Below are 16,391 nucleotides of genomic sequence, written 5' to 3' on the forward strand. Positions count from 1 at the left end.
CGCGAGCGCGGGCCCCTCCGAAGGGTCGGCCATCCCGCATCATCGTGGTCCGTGGCGCCGAGGCGACCATCGACAGCTCCATGCAGGAGACCGTCTACATGGTCGACCTCGAGATCGACGGGATGACCATGACCCACCACAAGTGGGTCGTCGAGAGCGAGATGCAGCCGGCCGGCTGAGACGCGAGATGGTGCACACTGACTCCATGAGCGAGAAGGACGACGACCCTCGGCTGCTTCATATCGGCGCGGTCGCCGAGCGGACGGATCTCAGCCTGCGCACTCTGCGCCACTACGACGAGATCGGCCTGATCACCCCGTCGGAACGCACCGCGGGAGGGTTCCGCCTCTACTCCGAGGCGGACGTCGAGAGGATCCTGCTGATACGCCGGATGAAACCGCTGGACTTCACCCTCGAGCAGATGCGGGAACTGCTCGAGGTCACCGAGGCCGCCATCCGACCCGGCGCCTCCGCCGAGGTTCGGCAGAAGCTCCGCGAGTTCGAGGAGTCCGCGCTCGAGCGACGTGCGTCCCTCGCACGCAAGGTCACCATGGCCGACGAGTTCCTCGCGCGACTGCAGGAGCTGTCCTCCGGGGCGTGACCCGACAGCAGGCGGGTGAGACCTGAGCGGCTGTGACGGGCGTCCCCTATCGGCGAGACCAACTCTCACGTAACGTGAGGTTTGATCGCGAGCCCCTCACGGAACCGTTCCATGCCTCCGGGGCTCCCCCACTCCCCCGAGGACACTGATGACCCCCTCTGCCGCAGCAGCCGTCGACAGCGAGCCCCAGCACTCCCAGCAGCCTCCCGCCACGGTGCGCAGCGCCCTGCGCGACCCTCGTCGGCTCAGGACCGAGATCCTCGGCGGCCTGGTGGTCGCGCTCGCCCTGATCCCCGAGGCGATCTCCTTCTCGATCATCGCCGGCGTCCCACCGCAGGTGGGCCTGTTCGCCTCCTTCACCATGGCGGTGACGATCGCTGTCGTGGGCGGCCGACCCGCGATGATCTCCGCCGCGACCGGCGCGATCGCCCTGGTCATCGCCCCGGTGGCCCGTGAGCACGGCTTCGACTACTTCATCGCCACCGTGCTCCTCGCCGGGCTGCTGCAGATCGTGCTCGCCCTGCTCGGGGTGGCGAAGCTGATGAGGTTCATCCCTCGCAGCGTGATGACCGGCTTCGTCAACGCCCTCGCGATCCTCATCGTCACCGCCCAGCTGCCGCACCTGATCGGCGAGGACATCCCGCTGATCGTCTACCCGCTCGTCGCGGCCGGCATCGCGATCATGGTGCTCCTGCCCCGGCTGACCTCTGTGGTGCCGGCGCCGCTGATCGCGATCGCACTCCTCACCCTCGCTGCGGTGACCGCCGGCTGGACGTTGCCGAACGTCTCCGACCAGGGCGAACTGCCCGAGTCGCTGCCGGAGCTGTTCTTCCCGGACGTCCCGCTCACCCTCGAGACGCTGCAGATCATCGCGCCCTACGCGCTCGCGATGGCGCTGGTGGGGATCATGGAATCGCTGATGACCGCGAAGCTGGTCGACGACATCACCGACACCCCCTCGGACAAGACCCGCGAGACCTGGGGCCAGGGCGTCGCGAACCTGGTCGCCGGGTTCTTCGGCGGCATGGGCGGCTGCGCCATGATCGGCCAGACCATGATCAACGTGAAGCAGTCCGGGTCCCGCACCCGGCTGTCCACCTTCCTGGCCGGCGTGTTCCTGCTGATCCTGGTCGTCGCCCTCGGTGACATCGTGGGACTGATCCCGATGGCGGCGCTGGTCGCGGTGATGATCATGGTCTCCGTCGGCACCTTCGACTGGCACAGCATCCGCCCCTCCACGCTGCGCCTGATGCCGTGGTCGGAGACCGCGGTCATGCTCGTCACCGTCGCCGCCACCGTCCTCACCCACAACCTCGCCGTCGGCGTGATCCTGGGTGTGCTCACGGCGATGGTCCTGTTCGCCCGGAGGGTCGCGCACCTAGTGAGGATCGAGAAGGTGTGGGAGACCGACGTGGACGCCGACGGCACCATCGACATCCGTCGCTACGCCGTCACGGGCCAGCTGTTCTGGGCCTCGAGCAACGACCTGGTCCACCAGTTCGACTACGCCGGCGATCCCTCGACCGTCATCGTCGACCTCACGGCGGCTGACATCTGGGACGCCTCCACCGTCGCGACCCTGGACGCCGTGCAGTCGAAGTACGCCGTGCACGGCAAGGAGGTGCGCATCATCGGCCTGGACGGGGCGAGCCAGCAGCGGCTCGAGCGCCTCTCCGGCAAGCTCGGCGCCGGGCACTGAGCCAGGACCGGGCCGCCGTCCCGCGAGGACGGTGTCCACGAGAGCCTCGTCGAGCGATCGGCGAGCACGCAGGATCACTGCATCGTCGCGGCCAGCTCCCGGGCGTCGAGCTCACGGTCCGCGAGCACCAGGCGCACAGCCGACGGGTCTGGATTGCCCGCATCGGGACCGCAGTGGCGCAGCGTGAGCCCGACCTTCTCGGCCACGGCGGCGGAGCCGCGATTGTGCTCGAGGAGGTAGGCCACCACCGGCAGCTCGGGGCGCGTCGCGCGCGCCACCTCGACGGCCGCTCCCGCGAGCTCGGTGGCGAGGCCGCGCCCCTGCACCTCGGGGGCGAAGCGGTATCCGAGGTTCCAGAAAGCGCCCTGACGGACCGCGCAGCCACCGTGCCCGACGACGGCGCCGCCCTCCCTCACCACCCAGGCCCCGAGACCGTGCTCGCGCCAGTCGGCGAGCCAGCGATCGAGCGCCGCAGCGGTGGTGGAGAGCTCGGCGAAGCGCCCGCTCGGCAGATGGGTCCAGGTGCGCGCGTCGGAGTAGAGGCGGTGGAGGTCCTCCAGGTCCTCGTCGCACGGGGCGTCGAGCTGCAGACGCTCGGTGCACATGCTCATCGCGGTCCCTGCCATGACGTCACCTCTCCGGCCGGCCGCAGTCGCGTCCGGCACGGCGAGATCCTAGGCCGCCCGGGAGACACCGCCGGTCGAGGCGCCTGGCCGCAGCATGCGCCGCCCCGGTCACTCCGCCGCCTCGAATCTCCGCAATGTCGGGCTGAGGGCTCCCACCAGTGCGGTGAGCACGAAGCCCGCGCCCGCAGCGGCGAGCGCCCAGCCGCCGCCGAGGGTCTCTGCGAGCAGGCCGCTGACCAGCGGTCCGAGCGGTGAGAGTGCCATGCCCGCGACGGTCAGCAGCGAACCGATCCGGCCCAGCATCTCCGCCGGGACGAGCTGAGCGGTCACGGCGCTGAAGGCGACGTTCAGCGCCGGCGTGACCAGGCTGAACGCGAGGATCGGAAAGAAGGGCCACCACGGGGCGAGCGGCAGCGCGGCGAGCATCAGGCACACGCCGAGCACCGCAGGGACACCGATCGCGAGACGGCCCGGGCGCACCCGCCCGGCCACCCATCCGGCGGCGGATGCCCCGAGCAGTCCGCCGAGGCCGATGCCGGTGAGCACGAGGCCGGCGAGCGTCGCGGTGCCGCCGAGGGAGCCGATGTGCACGATGAGCGCGAGGATGACGCCGCCGCCGAAGAAGTTCATCGCCATGATCACGAGCGACAGCTCCCGCAGGCCCCGTCGGCCGAGCAGCCACCGCAGAGCTTCCCCGGACTCCGCGAGCATGCCCCGTCGCGACGGCCCGTCCGCAGCGCCCTCCGGCGAGGCACCGGCGGCGGGCTCCGGCCGTCGCGGCACCTTCGCGAGCACGGCGAACACCCAGGCCACGGCGACGATCGCCGCCATCATGAGGTACGGGGCGAGCAGCCCGATCCCCGTCAGCAGGCCGCCGATCGCCGGACCGAGCACGCGCCCGGCGTGGGAGCGCGCCTCCTCCTGGGCGAAGGCGCCGCGCAGCTGGGCGGTCGGGACGACGGCACGGATCGAGACCTCCCGGGCGGGCCCGAGGAAGGCCTGGCAGACCCCGTCGACGACGGCGAACAGCACGAAGCCCGCCATCCCCTCCGCGCCCGCGGCCAGGCCTGCGAGCAGGATCGCGGCGTTGAGCACCTGGACGGCTTGGGCGATCAGCAGGATCTGCCGCCGGTCGTGCCGGTCCACCCAGATCCCGGCGGGCATCTGCGCGAGCAGCATCGCCGCCGTGAGCACCGCGGCGACCAGCCCGGCGCGGGCGGCGCTCCCGGTGAGGGCGAGCAGCGTGAGCGGCAGGGCGACGCGGTTGATCTCGGTGCCGAGCGTCGCACAGGCCGACCCCGCCCAGAGGAGCTGGAACCGGGTGTTGCGCCGCAGCGGCGGTGGCACGGCGCTCATCGACCACGAAAATCGTGAAACAGGTGCTTCATAGAAGTGAAGGTAATGCTTCAGGACTCGTCGGGGCAAGAGCGCCCCCGGCCTACGATGTCGCCATGGCCCTCGATCCCCCGCTGCACCTCGACGACCACGACCGCATGCGCGCGGTCAGCCATCCGGCGCGGTGGCGGATGCTCCAGGAGCTGTGGGCGGGCAGGACGCTGACCAGCACCGCCGCCGCGGAGCTGGTGGACCTCTCCCCGTCGGCGATGAGCTATCACCTGCGGCGCCTGGCGGCGCTGGGCCTGGTGGAGCAGACTCCATCGGCCGACGGCCGCGAGCGACCGTGGCGGGCGACCACCGACGGCCTGAGCATGACCGGCCAGCCGGACCCCGCCCTCGGCGGGCTCATGATGCAGAACTTCAGCGCCGACGTCTCCAGGGCTCTGGCCACCCCGCCGCCCGCCGAGGGCGACCCCCGGCCGTGGCCGGCGAGCTTCGGCCATCGCCGAGTGCGGATGACGCGCGCCGAGGCGAAGGAGCTGAGCACGCGGCTGACCGCACTGCTCGCCGAGGCGGAGGCCGCCGGCGCCGCGCGCGCCGAGGCCCCGCAGGACCCAGCCCCCGAGGACGAGCCCGTCTTCCGCTACGACCTCTTCTGGGCGACCGCTGCGGCCGATGGGGAGGCCGGGGAGGTTCAGCCGGACCCCCGCCGTGCGGACCGCTCCTGACCTCGAGCTACGGTGGCGCCATGACCTTCACGATCACCGCCTGCGCGGCCTCCGACCTGCCCGCACTGGCCGAGACGGTCGCACTCTACGAGGCGGTGGGCTGGAGCGCCTACACCGACCATCCCGAGACCCTGAGGAACGGTCTCGCCGGCTCGCTGCGCGTGGTCGTCGCGCGCCGGGCGGGACGGCTCGTGGGCCTCGCCCGCGTGGTCGGCGACGGCGCGACGATCTGCTACCTCCAGGACGTGCTCGTCCATCCCGACACCCGGCGCGAGGGCCTCGGGAGGCGGCTCGTGCAGGAGGCCTTCGCCCCGTACGGCGACGTCCGCCAGCACGTGCTGATCACGGACGAGGAGCCCGGGCAGAGGGCCTTCTACGAGTCGCTCGGCTTCTCGCAGTTCGGCACGACCCTGCCCGGGCGCACCTTCGTGCGCTTCGCCGGCTGAGCGGCCGCCCTCCGGCGGGGCCCGCGCGCGCCCCTCGACATCGGTGGTTGGATGACCCCATGGAACCCCTCTAGCGGCGTCCGCCGCACACCGGCGGGCCGCGATGACCGGGCTGTGGCCCGTCGCGCGGCTGGCCGTGGCCCTGCTCTGCCTCGCCGCGATCGTCCGCCAGCTGATCGTCACGGTCGGCAATGCCCAGGAGCTGTGGCCGGACCAGCTCCCCACGGTGATCACGAACTACTTCAGCTACTTCACGATCCTCTCGAACCTCGGCGCCGTCGTCACGCTGGCCCTCGGGGCGGTCTGGGCGCTGCGGACCCGGGGCGGCCGGGAGGCCGAGCCGGCCTGGCTGGCGACCCTGTTCGTCTGCGTGAGCACCTACATGATCGTCACCGGGGTGGTCTACAACCTGCTGCTGCGGTCCTCGGAGATCACCGGCCTCGCCGGCGCCTGGACGAACGAGGTGCTCCACGTGGTGGGCCCCGTCTTCCTGCTCGTGGACGCACTGGTCGCCCCTCGCCGTCGCGCTCTGCCGTGGCGGACCGTCGGCATCGCCGCGGCGTTCCCGATCGCCTGGGCGCTCTACACGCTGCTGCGCGCGAACCTCGTGTCCTCCCCGGTCACGGGCGACCCCTGGTGGTATCCCTATCCGTTCCTCGACCCGCACCTGGTGCCCGGCGGCTACCTGGGCGTCGCGGGCTACATCGTGGGCATCGCCGCTGTCATCATCGCGGTCGCCGCGGCCGTGACCTGGGCCCGGCGCGCGCCGGGACGACGCGTCACCCCCTGAGCAGGCCGCGCCGTCGTGCGCTTCGCCGGCCGATCAGGCCTTCTCGAAGAGCCGTGCACCTCGGTGCCAGAAGCCGATCAGGGGCAGCACTGTGTAGATGACGGGCAGGACGGCGAGGAGCGCGATCCCTGCGGTCAGCCAGGAGCTCCAGTCGACGGCCCGGAGGCCGAGCCCCACGAGCACGAAGATCGCGAGGGCGATGGCCGACAGGACGGCGTAGCGGTTCCGCTCCCGCAGCAGCTCCTCGGCCCGGCTCGCCGCACCCGAATGGACGGGCGGTGTGCCGGGCGCTGCCTTGAAGACGTGCGCGTCCCCCAGGGACAGCACATGCTCCCAGCCGGCCTCGCTGAAGTAGAAGAGGAAGTCGGAATCGGGGTCGCGCTCGTGGGCGAGGTCGAAGATCGCGTCCTCGGGCTCTCCCTCGCGGAACTTCCACCCGTGACCGAGCCGGGCGACGCCTGCGAGATGTCTCCCCTGCGCCGCCTCCTCGGCGAACATCGCGAGATCCTTCTCGGGCTCGAAGGCCAGGCCTGCGCTCATCCTGCTGGTCGTGCTCATGAGTCCTCCATGATCCTGTCCGCCATGGCCAGCAGCTGCCGGCGGCGTTCGATGTTGCGCTCGAGCACGTCGCGGCCGACGGCGGTGAGCTGGTACGTGCGACGGGCATCCTCCGCGTCCAGCTCCTCGATGAAGCCCGCGGCGCTGAGCTTCTTGAGCGTCGTGTAGAGGGAGGCCGGACCCACCACGACCGTCCCGGCGCTCTCCGCTTCGAGGAACTGCGAGACCGCGTAGCCGTGCCGCGGGCGCACCAGCGCCAGCAGCACGTGCACTGCGGCGTCGGCGAGCTCGCCGGTATCGAAACCGGACCTGCGTGCCATCGTCCACCTCGCTCCCCATCGGCATCACTCGATGATGCATCCATGAATGATATACCTGGCCGAGGTCGTCGTCCACCCGGACGCAGGAGGGCCCGGGGCACTGCCCCGGGCCCTCGATCATCAGCTCTGCCGTTCCTCAGACGCTCTGCCAGATGTCGTCCCCGCGTCGCAGCGCGTCGAAGCCGCCGTCGACGAAGAGCACCTGGCCCGTCATCCGCGCGTTCGCGGCCGAGACCAGGAAGGCGTGGACGGCGGCGATGTGCTCGGCCTCGGCGATGCCGTTGTACGGCGCGGGCATCGCGTCGTCGGCCATCTTCCGACCCTCCTCGCTCGCGAAGAGCTCGGTGGTCATGCCGGTGCGCACCTGGCCCGGGCCCACGCCGTTCAGGCCGATCCCGGCGCCCGCGTACTCGGCGGTGGGGGCCATGCGGCGGATCCAGCGGGAGATCGCGCGCTTGGAGCTGGAGTAGTTCGCGTAGCCGATCTGCGGGCCCTGGGCGGCGAGCGCGGCGCCGCGGGCGAGCGCGGCCTCGGCGTCCCCGGCGAGCAGCAGGTCCACGAGCTCGGGGTCGTTGCCCTGCAGGGTCGCGGCGGAGCTGGTGACGCTGATCCGCGGGGCGTCGGCCCTTGCGAGCTGCGGGCGCAGCGCCTCGATGAGGGCCACGGTGCCGAGGTAGTTGATCTTCACCGACAGCTCGGAGGGTGCGGAGACGCCGGCGTTGGCGACGAGCCCGTCGAGCACGCCGCCGGTGCGCTCGGCGATCTCGGCGGCGACGCGGTCGATCTGGGCCGGGTCCGAGAGGTCGCCGGTGACGTCGCCCTCGCGCAGGTCGACGCGGATCACGGTGTCGCCCGCGGCCTCGAGCTGCGCTGCGGCGGCCTTCCCGATGCCCGAGGCGGCTCCGGTGACGACGATGGTGCGTGCCATGAGTGGTTCCTTCCACATCCTCTCAGCACTCCGAGCCGGGGCGCTGATGTCCTCCCAGCGTAGGAGCGCTTTCTGCACGTTGCCGGGACGAAGGGACCGCCGTCGGAGTGGCCGGACACACGTACCCTCCTGCACCGCCGCGGCCATACGGTGTCAACTGCACAAGAAGTCCCTCCCCAGCCTCGGAGCATTCCCCACGATGAGCACGACCACGCAGGACGCCCCCTCCTCCGCCGCGACCCGGCGCCGACCGGGCCTGAAGGCCCGCCACCTCCACTTCATCGCGCTCGGCTCCGCGATCGGGACGGGCCTGTTCTACGGCTCGGCGGGCGCGATCCAGGCGGCCGGCCCCTCGGTGCTGCTGGTCTATCTGCTCGGCGGCGCGGTCGTGTACTTCATGCTGCGTGCGCTCGGCGAGATGGCGGTGCGGATGCCGATCTCCGGCTCCTTCGCCGAGTACACCCGCCGCTTCCTGGGGCCCTGGGCCGGGTACATCACCGGCTGGATGTTCGCCTTCGAGATGCTCATCGTGTGCCTCGCGGACCTCACCGCGATCGCGATCTACATGCGCTTCTGGTTCCCGGACACCGCGCAGTGGATCTGGGTGGCGCTCACCCTGCTGATCGTGGGTGCCGCGAACCTGGCCAGCGTGCGCTGGTTCGGGGAGCTCGAGTTCGTGTTCACGCTCATCAAGGTCACCGCCGTGATCGGGATGATCGTGGGCGGCGCGGCGATCCTGGTGTTCGGCCTGGGTTCGGCGGGCGGCGGGAACCCGCTCGCGAACCTCACGGCCGACGGCGGCTTCTTCCCGCACGGCGCCGGCGGCATGATCAGCGCCTTCATCCTGGTGCTGTTCGCCTTCGGCGGCACCGAGATCATCGGTGTAGCCGGCACCGAGGCGGAGGATCCCGGCACCGCGATCCCGAAGGCCGTGAACACGGTCCCGGTGCGGATCCTGCTGTTCTACGTCCTCGCGATCGGCGTGATCCTGCTGATCAACCCGTGGCGCACGATCACCGGCGAGGAGTCGCCCTTCGTGCAGATCTTCGACACCCTCGGCGTGAACTGGGCGGCGGCGCTGCTGAACCTGGTGGTGATCACCGCCGCGCTCTCGGCGATCAACGCGGACCTGTTCGGCGCCGGCCGGGTGGTCGCCGGGATGGCACGGCAGAAGCTCGCCCCCCGGGCGCTCTCCCGCACCGTCAGGGGCGTCCCCGTGGTCACCACGGTCGCGATGCTCGGCGTGCTGGTGATCGGAGTGATCCTCAACGCCGCACTGCCCGAGGCGGTGTTCACGATCGTGGCGTCGCTCGCGACCTTTGCGACGATCTTCGTGTGGCTGATGATCCTGCTCGCCCAGGTCGCCTCCCGCCGCAGCATGAGCCGCGCCGAGCGCGAAGCGCTCGAGTTCCCGGTGCCCTTCTGGCCCTACGGCCAGCTCTTCGCGATCGCCTTCATCCTGTTCACGGTCGGGATCATGGTGTGGGAGCCCGCGTACCACACGGCTCTGCTGGTGGGCTGCGGGTTCCTCGCCGGGATGTCGCTGCTGTACATCGCCACGGGCCGCCACCGCCTGCCCCGCGGCTGAGCAGGATCGGGGCTGGGCAGGATCGGGGCTGGGTGGGAACAGGCAAGCGCAGTCCACAGGGAGGCCCGTCAGCCCGGGAGGCCCGCCGGCGGGGTACCGTACCCAGTGACTTGTCGTCGTCCTGAGAGGAACGCCCTGTGCGCACCGCCCCAGCCGTTTCTCGCAGAGCTCTGCTCGGCGGCTTCGCGCTGACCACCGCGCTGGCCTCCCTGGGCCTCGCAGGCTGCGGCGGCTCCCCCGATGCCGACTACTCCGCTGCCGGCAACCCCCTGGAGGGCCTGCTGCGTGCGGACGGCCTCGCCGGGCGCGACGCCCGCAAGATCATCGACAACCTCGAGGCCCTGCCCCTCGACGAGCGCTCGCACAGCATGCAGGCCACGGTCCTCCCGGACCGCCTCGCGCTCAGCGACGACTCGGGCCGTGAGGCCGCGCTCTCGCTGCCGGCCGGGCAGTCCTACACCGCCGTCGCACCGTTCGTACGGACGACGCATGACTGCTTCCACCACGAGCTCTCGCACTGCACCGGCGAACTGCTGAGCGTCGCGGTCGAGGTCCTTCTCACAGCGGACGACGGTGCGGTCCTGCTCGACGAGAAGCGCACCACCGCCCCCAACGGCTTCCTCGGCCTCTGGTTGCCGCGGGATCAGGAGCTGACGCTCACCGTCTCGCTCGACGGCGCGGTCGCGACGGCACCGCTGAGCACCCACCCGGACTCCGCCACCTGCATCACCACGATGCAGCTGACGGCCTGAGCCGCCCCAGCACCCACGAAGAGCCGCCCGGGACTCCAGGGTCCCGGGCGGCTCCGTGTCAGCGGACGCTCACTTGCGCAGCGCGAACCCGCCGGTCCAGCCGGTGATCTCGCGGGCGGCGAGGGTCATCTGCAGGAAGCCGACGGCCTCCATCTCGCGGGCACGCTTGAGCGAGCCGGCATCGACGCCCTTGACGCCACCGGCGGTGACCAGGTCGATCAGCGCGGTCTTCGCAGCGTCGTCGTCACCGGCGACCAGGACGGTCGCGGGGACGTCGCCGCCCACCTGACCGGCGGCCAGTACGCCGGCGAAGACGGTGTTGAAGGCCTTGAGGACGCGAGCGCCGGGGAGCTTCGCCTGCAGCTCAGCGGCGGCCGAGGAGTCCGCGGGGGCGGTGAGGGAGTCGAAGGTCGTGAAGTCGACGGGGTTGGTGACGTCCACGACGATCTTGCCGTCCAGCTGCGCGCCGTAGGTGGCGACGAGCTCGTCGAAGGCGGTGACGGGGACGGCGAGGACGACGATGTCGCCCGTGATCGCGTCGCCGACAGCGCCGGCGGTGCCGGAGACCTGTGCAGCGAGCGCGGTGGCCTTCTCCTGGTCGCGGCCCAGGACCTGGACCTGCGCCCCGCCCTTGGCGGCAAGTGCGGCGACGGCCGATCCGACGTTGCCGGATCCGATGACGGCGAGGGTGGTGCTCATGGCATTTCTCCTTGGTGCAGCGCTTGGCGCGCCCTCGTCACCATCGGACAGAAGCTCCCGTCCCGACTGGACGAGCAGCTCACCGCGGACGCCGGGATCATCAACTTCGAGTACGCGATCCTCCAGGCCCTGATCGCCGCACCCGAGACGACCCTGCGCATGGGCCAGCTCGCCGACGCCGCGCTGGCCCCCATGCCGAGGGCCTCGAAGGCCGTCACCCGGCTGCAGAAGCGGGGGCTGGTCGAGAAGGTCGCTTGCACCGACGACGGCCGCGCGATCAACGTTCACCTGACCCGGGAGGGCCGGCTGACCTGGCTGCGCGCCACTCCCCCTCACATCGAGCTCGCCCGCGACCGGATCCTCGGCGACCTCTCCGAAGAGCAGCTCGAGGCGCTCGCAGCACTGCTCGAGCCGATCGGGGCTCGCCTCGACGAGGCCTGAGGCTTCGCAACGGCTCATCTATCCGCCCTTCGTGCATACCGAGACCGGGCGGCCGGTCGCGCGCCGAGGAACGGGCTCGACTTCGAAGTCAGAGCGCACAAAAAAGCGCCCCAGTGGCTTAGTCTCAAGGACCAGAGGCCGCTCTGGAGCGCGATGCACGTATCGTATCACCCCCGTGTGCTTACAGCAGGGGGAGTGATGTCCGGGGTTCCGCAGTGGGTGTCCGAGGCGCGCTTCGAGGAGTACCTCGTAGCGGCGAACCACGACTATGAATCAGCCCTCCGACTCTACGAGTGGAATGTCGCGATCTCCGCCGGGTTCTTCGAACTGATCGCCCATGTCGAAGTAGCGCTGCGCAACTCCGTCGACAAGATCCTCGCGCCGCTGGAGGTGGCTGAGAGCGCCCGCGTCGACGTGGCTCTTGGCTGGTGGTTCGCCAGCCCTTCCTTCCTCGACAAGGATGCCCTCAAATTCCATGAGATGGCCTGCAAGCACCTCGGGAAGAAGGCGGACACCGCGTCGCGGGACAAGGTGCTCGCCTCGATGACATTCGGACTGTGGGAGGCGATCTTCGGCAAGAAATACGAAAATTTATTCCGCAAGCATCTCGTCCATGCTTTTCCCCATCGACCGAAGGGCTTCGTGCGTGCGTCCGTCCACACCTCTGTGCTGGCGTTGCGCATTCTGCGAAACCGCATCGCGCACCACCAAGCGATCTTCGACCAGCCCCTGGAGGAGCGCTTCGAGCAGGCCATGGACATCCTCAGCTGGATCGACCCCAATCTCCAGGCATGGGTGCGTGGAGCCTCCCGCGTGCCCGATCTCCTTGACGAGCGCCCACCCGCCGCCGAATCCGTCGCGGTCGTGGTACCGGCCAAGGATGCTTGGCACTTTTACCTGGAGCACGGCGTCTACATTTGTCAGCCGGAACGCTACTTCCGAAATGTTAGCCATCTCGGGTTCTACGCCGAGAAAGCTATTCAACTTGAGGTCCCAAAGGTGCTGAAGCGAATCGACAACGTCACCTGGACGCCTGAAGAGATCGGTCGCCTCAAAGGGACCCACCATGATGAGGACCAGCGCCTCGCCGACATCATCAAAGCCGGTCTCGCCTCGCACTGGAGAGGTCCGGCGCACCAGCCTCGATGTTTCATCGGGGTTGTGAGCGGGGGCGACCGGCGTCGTTGCCGGTGTTCAGCTGCTGATTCTGGCATGTGGGTGTGACGATCTGTCGCCGTGTCCGTGGCGGGCGGTCGGGTTCCACTCCCGAGAAGGTGCTGGGGATCGTAGGGACGAGCGGGCTCGCCGGTTCAGGTCTGCGCGACGGCGATGCGGAGCCGGTTGACGCCGGTCAAGACGGTGAGTGCTTCCGGGGCGTGCCGGGCGAGGTGTAGGACCTTGTGCCGACAGCGCCGCACGAGAGTCGCGGGAATCTCAAACAATCGCGCACGGAGTCGTTTGGGCTCCCACTTCCGCGCGTCGTCACTGGTGAAAGCGATGGTTTGCATCCAGGCGACCAGGTCGGAGGCGAGCTGGACGATCTGGCACCAGACCTGGTTCTGCGCGAAGGACTGCAGCGGGAACTTCATCAGTCCCATGTCCTTCGCGTTCCGGATCCGGTCCTCGCAGCGCGCACGGCGACGGTGACGCAGCTCGAGGACGGGCAGTTGCCCGCGCGGGGCGTTGGTCGCGAACGCGGTGATCCGCATGCCCTCGTGATCGGTGATCCGCAGCTGCGCTCCGGGGTGGGGTCGTTCCTTCCGCACGATCACTCGCATCCCCTCTGGCCAGCTTGTAAGGTCCAGCAGCCCGGTCAGCTCCGCGACCCATGCCCCATCGCGGATCCCGTCGTCCTCGGTGTCGTAGGCGGGAGTCCACGCATCGGCTCTATCGATACGTTCCAGCAGGTCAGGAGTGTGTGCCGGGAGGGTGAACCCGACCGAGTAGCCCAGACGCTGCGTGGTCAGCCAGTCGATGAAGCCCTTGGTGCCGCCGGCCCCGTCGGTGCGGATCAAGATCTTCTTCGAGCCCCGCCCGTCCCGGGCACGCAGGGCTGGTGGGAGCTGGGCGAGAGCCTGGCGAGTGACGGTGATGTGATCGCTGGCGGTGTTCGAGCCCGCGTTGCCCGGGCGCAGGGCGATGGCGAGGGGTTCCCCGGTGCCGGCCTGACCGTGGTCGAGGAACGCGCATAGGGGGTGGTAGCCGAAGCCGCGTTTGAACGTCGGTGCGGCCTGTTCCTTCTCGCTGTGGACGTTGATCAGGGTGGCGTCGAGGTCGATGACCAGCGGGGCCTTCGCGCTGGCCTGCGCGGCCGGGGAGTGATCACCGGCCAGGGTCCAGGCTCGTTCACGCGCGGCACGGCGGGCCCTCGAGATTGCCTCGATCACTGCCGGGGCGTCTTCGGCCAGGGTGGTGAGCGTGCGCGAGATCGTCGGGGACGAGGCGACGGGCCCGAACAGGCCCGGCTCGCACCGCAACAGGTCAGTGTCCCGAGCGACCTCCCCGCCCACCGTGAGAGTCATCGCAAGGTCCAGCAGAACCTTCGCGGCGTGATGCTCGGCCAGCGGTTTCGTCCAAGGATCCAGCGCTTCGCGCAGCGAATGGGCCAGGCCGGTGGAGTGGAGTGTGTCGGTCAGCAGCACCGCACCGGCATGCGAGACCGCCGGGACCTCGGCAATGTCCACGCGCGGACGAGGGTAGGAGAACAAGGTAGGGTGGGACACCTGAAAGGTGCTCCTTCCGCCGGATCGATACGAGCTTCAACACCCCGTATTATTCCAGGTCAGGAGCACCTTTCTCTAAGCCGTCCGCCGGTCGGGACCACACCCCCATGAAATCCCGAGGCCAGGTCTTCTTCCTGACCCGCCCAGGCGAAGACGGAGATCGGCTGGGTCACGTCACGCTCGAGCACACGCTGGACAATCTGCGTTCAGGGCGTGGAAGCGGCTGGGTGCAGCGGCAACGGTACGTCTCCGTCACAGACCTGCGCTCCGCGCGCACGCTTGCGGAGCTCGATCAGCAGTGAGCCGACCTCCCCTTCGACGGCCTGCTGCCTGAGGGCTGGCACGAAGGAGGCGATCGACGCCGCTTCCATCCCACCCTTATACACCGCTCAGGGCAGACGGTTCGCGACCGCGAGGTTCTCGCGCAGCTCCGCAGCGGTCTGACGCACCACGTAGGCGGGGCGATCGCGCTCCACGCGCCAGGACTCGCTCAGCGGGCTCACGTCCACCGCGTCGAAGCCGATCTCGTCGTAGAACCTCGTCGCGAGCTCCACTGCCTCGGGGAAGTCACTCGAGACGGCGAGCGCGCGCCTGTCCGGTGCGCCCGCAGGGGCGGTGTCGGTGGTGATGTCCGCGGAGCGGATGTGATTGAAGGCCTTGACCACCTTCGAGGTGGGCAGGTGCTCCTGGAGCAGCTGCGAGGTCGTGGTCTCGCCCTTGTCGAGGGCCTCGATCCGCCCGTCGCGCTCGTGGTAGTAGTTGTTGGTGTCGAGCACGATCTTGCCGGCGAGCGGCTCGACCGGGACCTGACCGAGGGCGTTCAGCGGGACCGTCACCACGACGACGTCCCCCGCTGCGCCGGCCTCCGCCGCGGTGGCGGCGCGGGCCTTCCTACCGAGCTCCTCCACGAGGTTCTCGAGGGTCTCCGGGCCTCGCGAGTTCGCGATCACCACGTCATACCCCGCCGTGATCGCGGCCCGGGCGACCTGGCTGCCGATGTTGCCTGCTCCGATGATTCCCAGTGTTGTCATGGCCCGTCCAACGCCGCGCCTCTCGCCCCTGTTCCCGTGTGACGGCGCATGACGTGGCCGTACCGTGGCGACGTGGCCGTACCGTGGGTCCATGCTGAGCCTGGGACTGTCCATGCTGTGGGAGACGGCCGACGCCGAGCAGGCGCTGAACGAGCGCTTCGGCCTCGACGGCGCCGACGGGGCCACCCGCTGGCTCACCGCGGTGCTCGCCGAGCACTGGGATCTCGCTGTGCAGGAGGTCCCGCGCCTCACGCTCAGCGACCGCAATGCGATCGCCTGGGTGCGCACCGATCGCGGCCCGCTGATCGTCAAGCTCTCCTGCGCGCCGGAGCGGTTCGCACACCTCGCCACCACGACGCGCCTGCTCACGGACCTCGCCTCCCGGGGCATCCCGGTCGCGGCCCCGCTGCCGGGCCGCGACGGGCGCGTGCGGCTCGAGGTCGACGGGCCCTCCCTCCCGTTCTCCCTCGCGGTGCTGCCGGAGGTCGGCGGGACCTGGCTCGATGTGGACGACCTCGACTCCGTGCACGCTGCGGGCGCCTGCCTCGCCGCTCTGCACGGTGCGCTCGCGGACGTCGGCACCGCGGGCCTCTCGTCGAAAGCCCCGTCCCCGCTTCCGGGCCGGGTGAGCACCTGGCTGACCGACCGCGATCCGGGCCGCGTGCCCGCAGCCTCCGCCCGCCTGGCGGAGCTCGTCGCCGACCTGCCTGCCCCCTCGGATCCCCCGCAGCCGATCCACGGCGATTTCCGCGCCGCGAACATCCTGGTCGAGGACAGTCGGGTCGCCGCGGTGCTGGACTTCGACGACGTCCGTCTCGACCACCGGGTCGCCGACCTCGCGCAGGCAGGCACCTATCTCGCCACGCTCTTCCGCGGCTGGGGGCCGACGCCCGCCCCGGCCCGCTCCGCCCTGCGTGCCGGTTACGAGGCCGTCCGACCCCTCGACGAGCTGGAGTCCCGGTGGCTCGACGCCCTCACCCTGTGGATGGGCATCGCCGCGATCCCGCCGCAGGACGACGGCCGCTGGGCGGCGTCGGCCGAAGCGATCGCACGCCTCCCCTGACTCCCCCTGGCGCACCCCCACCTCCGGGAATAGGCTTGCCCGCAGCGGTCCCTGCGCGCT

Annotated in this window: 18 protein-coding genes and 1 pseudogene; 11 read left to right on the forward strand and 8 right to left on the reverse strand. The window is 70.3% G+C overall.

The annotated features are described in order from the left end of the window. Positions 1–47: 47 nt before the first annotated feature. The 3 genes and pseudogenes from ACT3SQ_RS00830 to ACT3SQ_RS00840 form a co-directional block, all read left to right on the forward strand. A pseudogene (locus ACT3SQ_RS00830) lies at positions 48–179 on the forward strand (DUF1541 domain-containing protein); the annotation flags it as partial. Positions 180–205: 26 nt separating this feature from the next. Next, positions 206–601 (forward strand): MerR family transcriptional regulator, encoded by a 396-nt coding sequence (locus ACT3SQ_RS00835; RefSeq protein ID WP_441444464.1) that lies wholly within the window; start codon positions 206–208, stop codon positions 599–601. Positions 602–749: 148 nt separating this feature from the next. Next, complete coding sequence (locus ACT3SQ_RS00840; RefSeq protein ID WP_441444463.1) at positions 750–2,300, forward strand: SulP family inorganic anion transporter; 1,551 nt, start codon at positions 750–752, stop codon at positions 2,298–2,300. A 74-nt stretch (positions 2,301–2,374) separates the two neighbouring features. On the opposite strand, the gene ACT3SQ_RS00845 is transcribed toward ACT3SQ_RS00840, so the two are convergent. Together ACT3SQ_RS00845 and ACT3SQ_RS00850 are read right to left on the reverse strand one after the other, a co-directional pair. Then, the gene (locus ACT3SQ_RS00845) at positions 2,375–2,926 is read right to left on the reverse strand and encodes a GNAT family N-acetyltransferase (protein ID WP_441444462.1); all 552 of its coding nucleotides are present in this window, start codon (positions 2,924–2,926) and stop codon (positions 2,375–2,377) included. 108 nt (positions 2,927–3,034) lie between these two features. After that, positions 3,035–4,282 (reverse strand): MFS transporter, encoded by a 1,248-nt coding sequence (locus ACT3SQ_RS00850; RefSeq protein ID WP_441444461.1) that lies wholly within the window; start codon positions 4,280–4,282, stop codon positions 3,035–3,037. 95 nt (positions 4,283–4,377) lie between these two features. Here ACT3SQ_RS00850 and ACT3SQ_RS00855 point away from each other — a divergent pair, with 95 nt between their 5' ends. The 3 genes from ACT3SQ_RS00855 to ACT3SQ_RS00865 all read left to right on the forward strand — a co-directional run bounded on the left by ACT3SQ_RS00855 (position 4,378) and on the right by ACT3SQ_RS00865 (position 6,228). Next, entirely contained in the window at positions 4,378–4,992 is a 615-nt protein-coding gene (locus tag ACT3SQ_RS00855; protein WP_441444460.1) for an ArsR/SmtB family transcription factor, read from the forward strand. Positions 4,993–5,012: 20 nt separating this feature from the next. Then, the gene (locus ACT3SQ_RS00860) at positions 5,013–5,438 is read left to right on the forward strand and encodes a GNAT family N-acetyltransferase (RefSeq protein ID WP_441444459.1); all 426 of its coding nucleotides are present in this window, start codon (positions 5,013–5,015) and stop codon (positions 5,436–5,438) included. A gap of 103 nt (positions 5,439–5,541) precedes the next feature. Then, complete coding sequence (locus ACT3SQ_RS00865) at positions 5,542–6,228, forward strand: Pr6Pr family membrane protein (protein ID WP_441444458.1); 687 nt, start codon at positions 5,542–5,544, stop codon at positions 6,226–6,228. A gap of 33 nt (positions 6,229–6,261) precedes the next feature. On the opposite strand, the gene ACT3SQ_RS00870 is transcribed toward ACT3SQ_RS00865, so the two are convergent. The 3 genes from ACT3SQ_RS00870 to ACT3SQ_RS00880 all read right to left on the reverse strand — a co-directional run bounded on the left by ACT3SQ_RS00870 (position 6,262) and on the right by ACT3SQ_RS00880 (position 8,034). Then, positions 6,262–6,786 carry a DUF2812 domain-containing protein gene (locus tag ACT3SQ_RS00870; protein ID WP_441444457.1) on the reverse strand — a complete coding sequence of 175 codons (525 nt, stop codon included), beginning with the start codon at positions 6,784–6,786 and terminating at the stop codon, positions 6,262–6,264. Beyond that, positions 6,783–7,106 carry a PadR family transcriptional regulator gene (locus tag ACT3SQ_RS00875; protein ID WP_441444456.1) on the reverse strand — a complete coding sequence of 108 codons (324 nt, stop codon included), beginning with the start codon at positions 7,104–7,106 and terminating at the stop codon, positions 6,783–6,785. Before ACT3SQ_RS00875 ends, ACT3SQ_RS00870 begins: the two co-directional genes overlap by 4 nt. Before the next feature lie 136 nt (positions 7,107–7,242). Next, positions 7,243–8,034, reverse strand: a complete 792-nt coding sequence (locus ACT3SQ_RS00880; protein ID WP_441444455.1) for an SDR family oxidoreductase — start codon at positions 8,032–8,034, stop codon at positions 7,243–7,245. A gap of 199 nt (positions 8,035–8,233) precedes the next feature. On the opposite strand from ACT3SQ_RS00880, the gene ACT3SQ_RS00885 reads away from it, so the two are divergent. After that, positions 8,234–9,622, forward strand: coding sequence for an amino acid permease (locus tag ACT3SQ_RS00885; protein ID WP_441444454.1), 1,389 nt, complete (start codon positions 8,234–8,236; stop codon positions 9,620–9,622). 137 nt (positions 9,623–9,759) lie between these two features. Further along, complete coding sequence (locus tag ACT3SQ_RS00890; RefSeq protein WP_441444453.1) at positions 9,760–10,374, forward strand: CueP family metal-binding protein; 615 nt, start codon at positions 9,760–9,762, stop codon at positions 10,372–10,374. Positions 10,375–10,443: 69 nt separating this feature from the next. Here ACT3SQ_RS00890 and ACT3SQ_RS00895 read toward each other — a convergent pair whose 3' ends face one another. Beyond that, the gene (locus ACT3SQ_RS00895) at positions 10,444–11,073 is read right to left on the reverse strand and encodes an NADPH-dependent F420 reductase (RefSeq protein WP_441444452.1); all 630 of its coding nucleotides are present in this window, start codon (positions 11,071–11,073) and stop codon (positions 10,444–10,446) included. Positions 11,074–11,190: 117 nt separating this feature from the next. On the opposite strand from ACT3SQ_RS00895, the gene ACT3SQ_RS00900 reads away from it, so the two are divergent. Both ACT3SQ_RS00900 and ACT3SQ_RS00905 read left to right on the forward strand, forming a co-directional pair. Further along, positions 11,191–11,514, forward strand: coding sequence for a MarR family winged helix-turn-helix transcriptional regulator (locus ACT3SQ_RS00900; protein ID WP_442331883.1), 324 nt, complete (start codon positions 11,191–11,193; stop codon positions 11,512–11,514). A 198-nt stretch (positions 11,515–11,712) separates the two neighbouring features. Beyond that, positions 11,713–12,738, forward strand: coding sequence for an Abi family protein (locus ACT3SQ_RS00905; RefSeq protein ID WP_444600764.1), 1,026 nt, complete (start codon positions 11,713–11,715; stop codon positions 12,736–12,738). A gap of 86 nt (positions 12,739–12,824) precedes the next feature. Here the strand turns inward: ACT3SQ_RS00905 and ACT3SQ_RS00910 are convergent, their stop codons facing one another. Together ACT3SQ_RS00910 and ACT3SQ_RS00915 are read right to left on the reverse strand one after the other, a co-directional pair. Next, positions 12,825–14,237, reverse strand: a complete 1,413-nt coding sequence (locus ACT3SQ_RS00910; RefSeq protein ID WP_443426816.1) for an IS1380 family transposase — start codon at positions 14,235–14,237, stop codon at positions 12,825–12,827. Between the two features lie 389 nt (positions 14,238–14,626). After that, the gene (locus tag ACT3SQ_RS00915; RefSeq protein ID WP_441446321.1) at positions 14,627–15,382 is read right to left on the reverse strand and encodes an NADPH-dependent F420 reductase; all 756 of its coding nucleotides are present in this window, start codon (positions 15,380–15,382) and stop codon (positions 14,627–14,629) included. On the opposite strand from ACT3SQ_RS00915, the gene ACT3SQ_RS00920 reads away from it, so the two are divergent. Then, complete coding sequence (locus tag ACT3SQ_RS00920; protein WP_441446322.1) at positions 15,360–16,331, forward strand: phosphotransferase enzyme family protein; 972 nt, start codon at positions 15,360–15,362, stop codon at positions 16,329–16,331. The genes ACT3SQ_RS00915 and ACT3SQ_RS00920 overlap by 23 nt on opposite strands. Positions 16,332–16,391 lie beyond the last annotated feature (60 nt).

This window comes from Brachybacterium sp. AOP42-C2-15, assembly GCF_052377065.1.
Lineage (GTDB): Bacteria > Actinomycetota > Actinomycetes > Actinomycetales > Dermabacteraceae > Brachybacterium.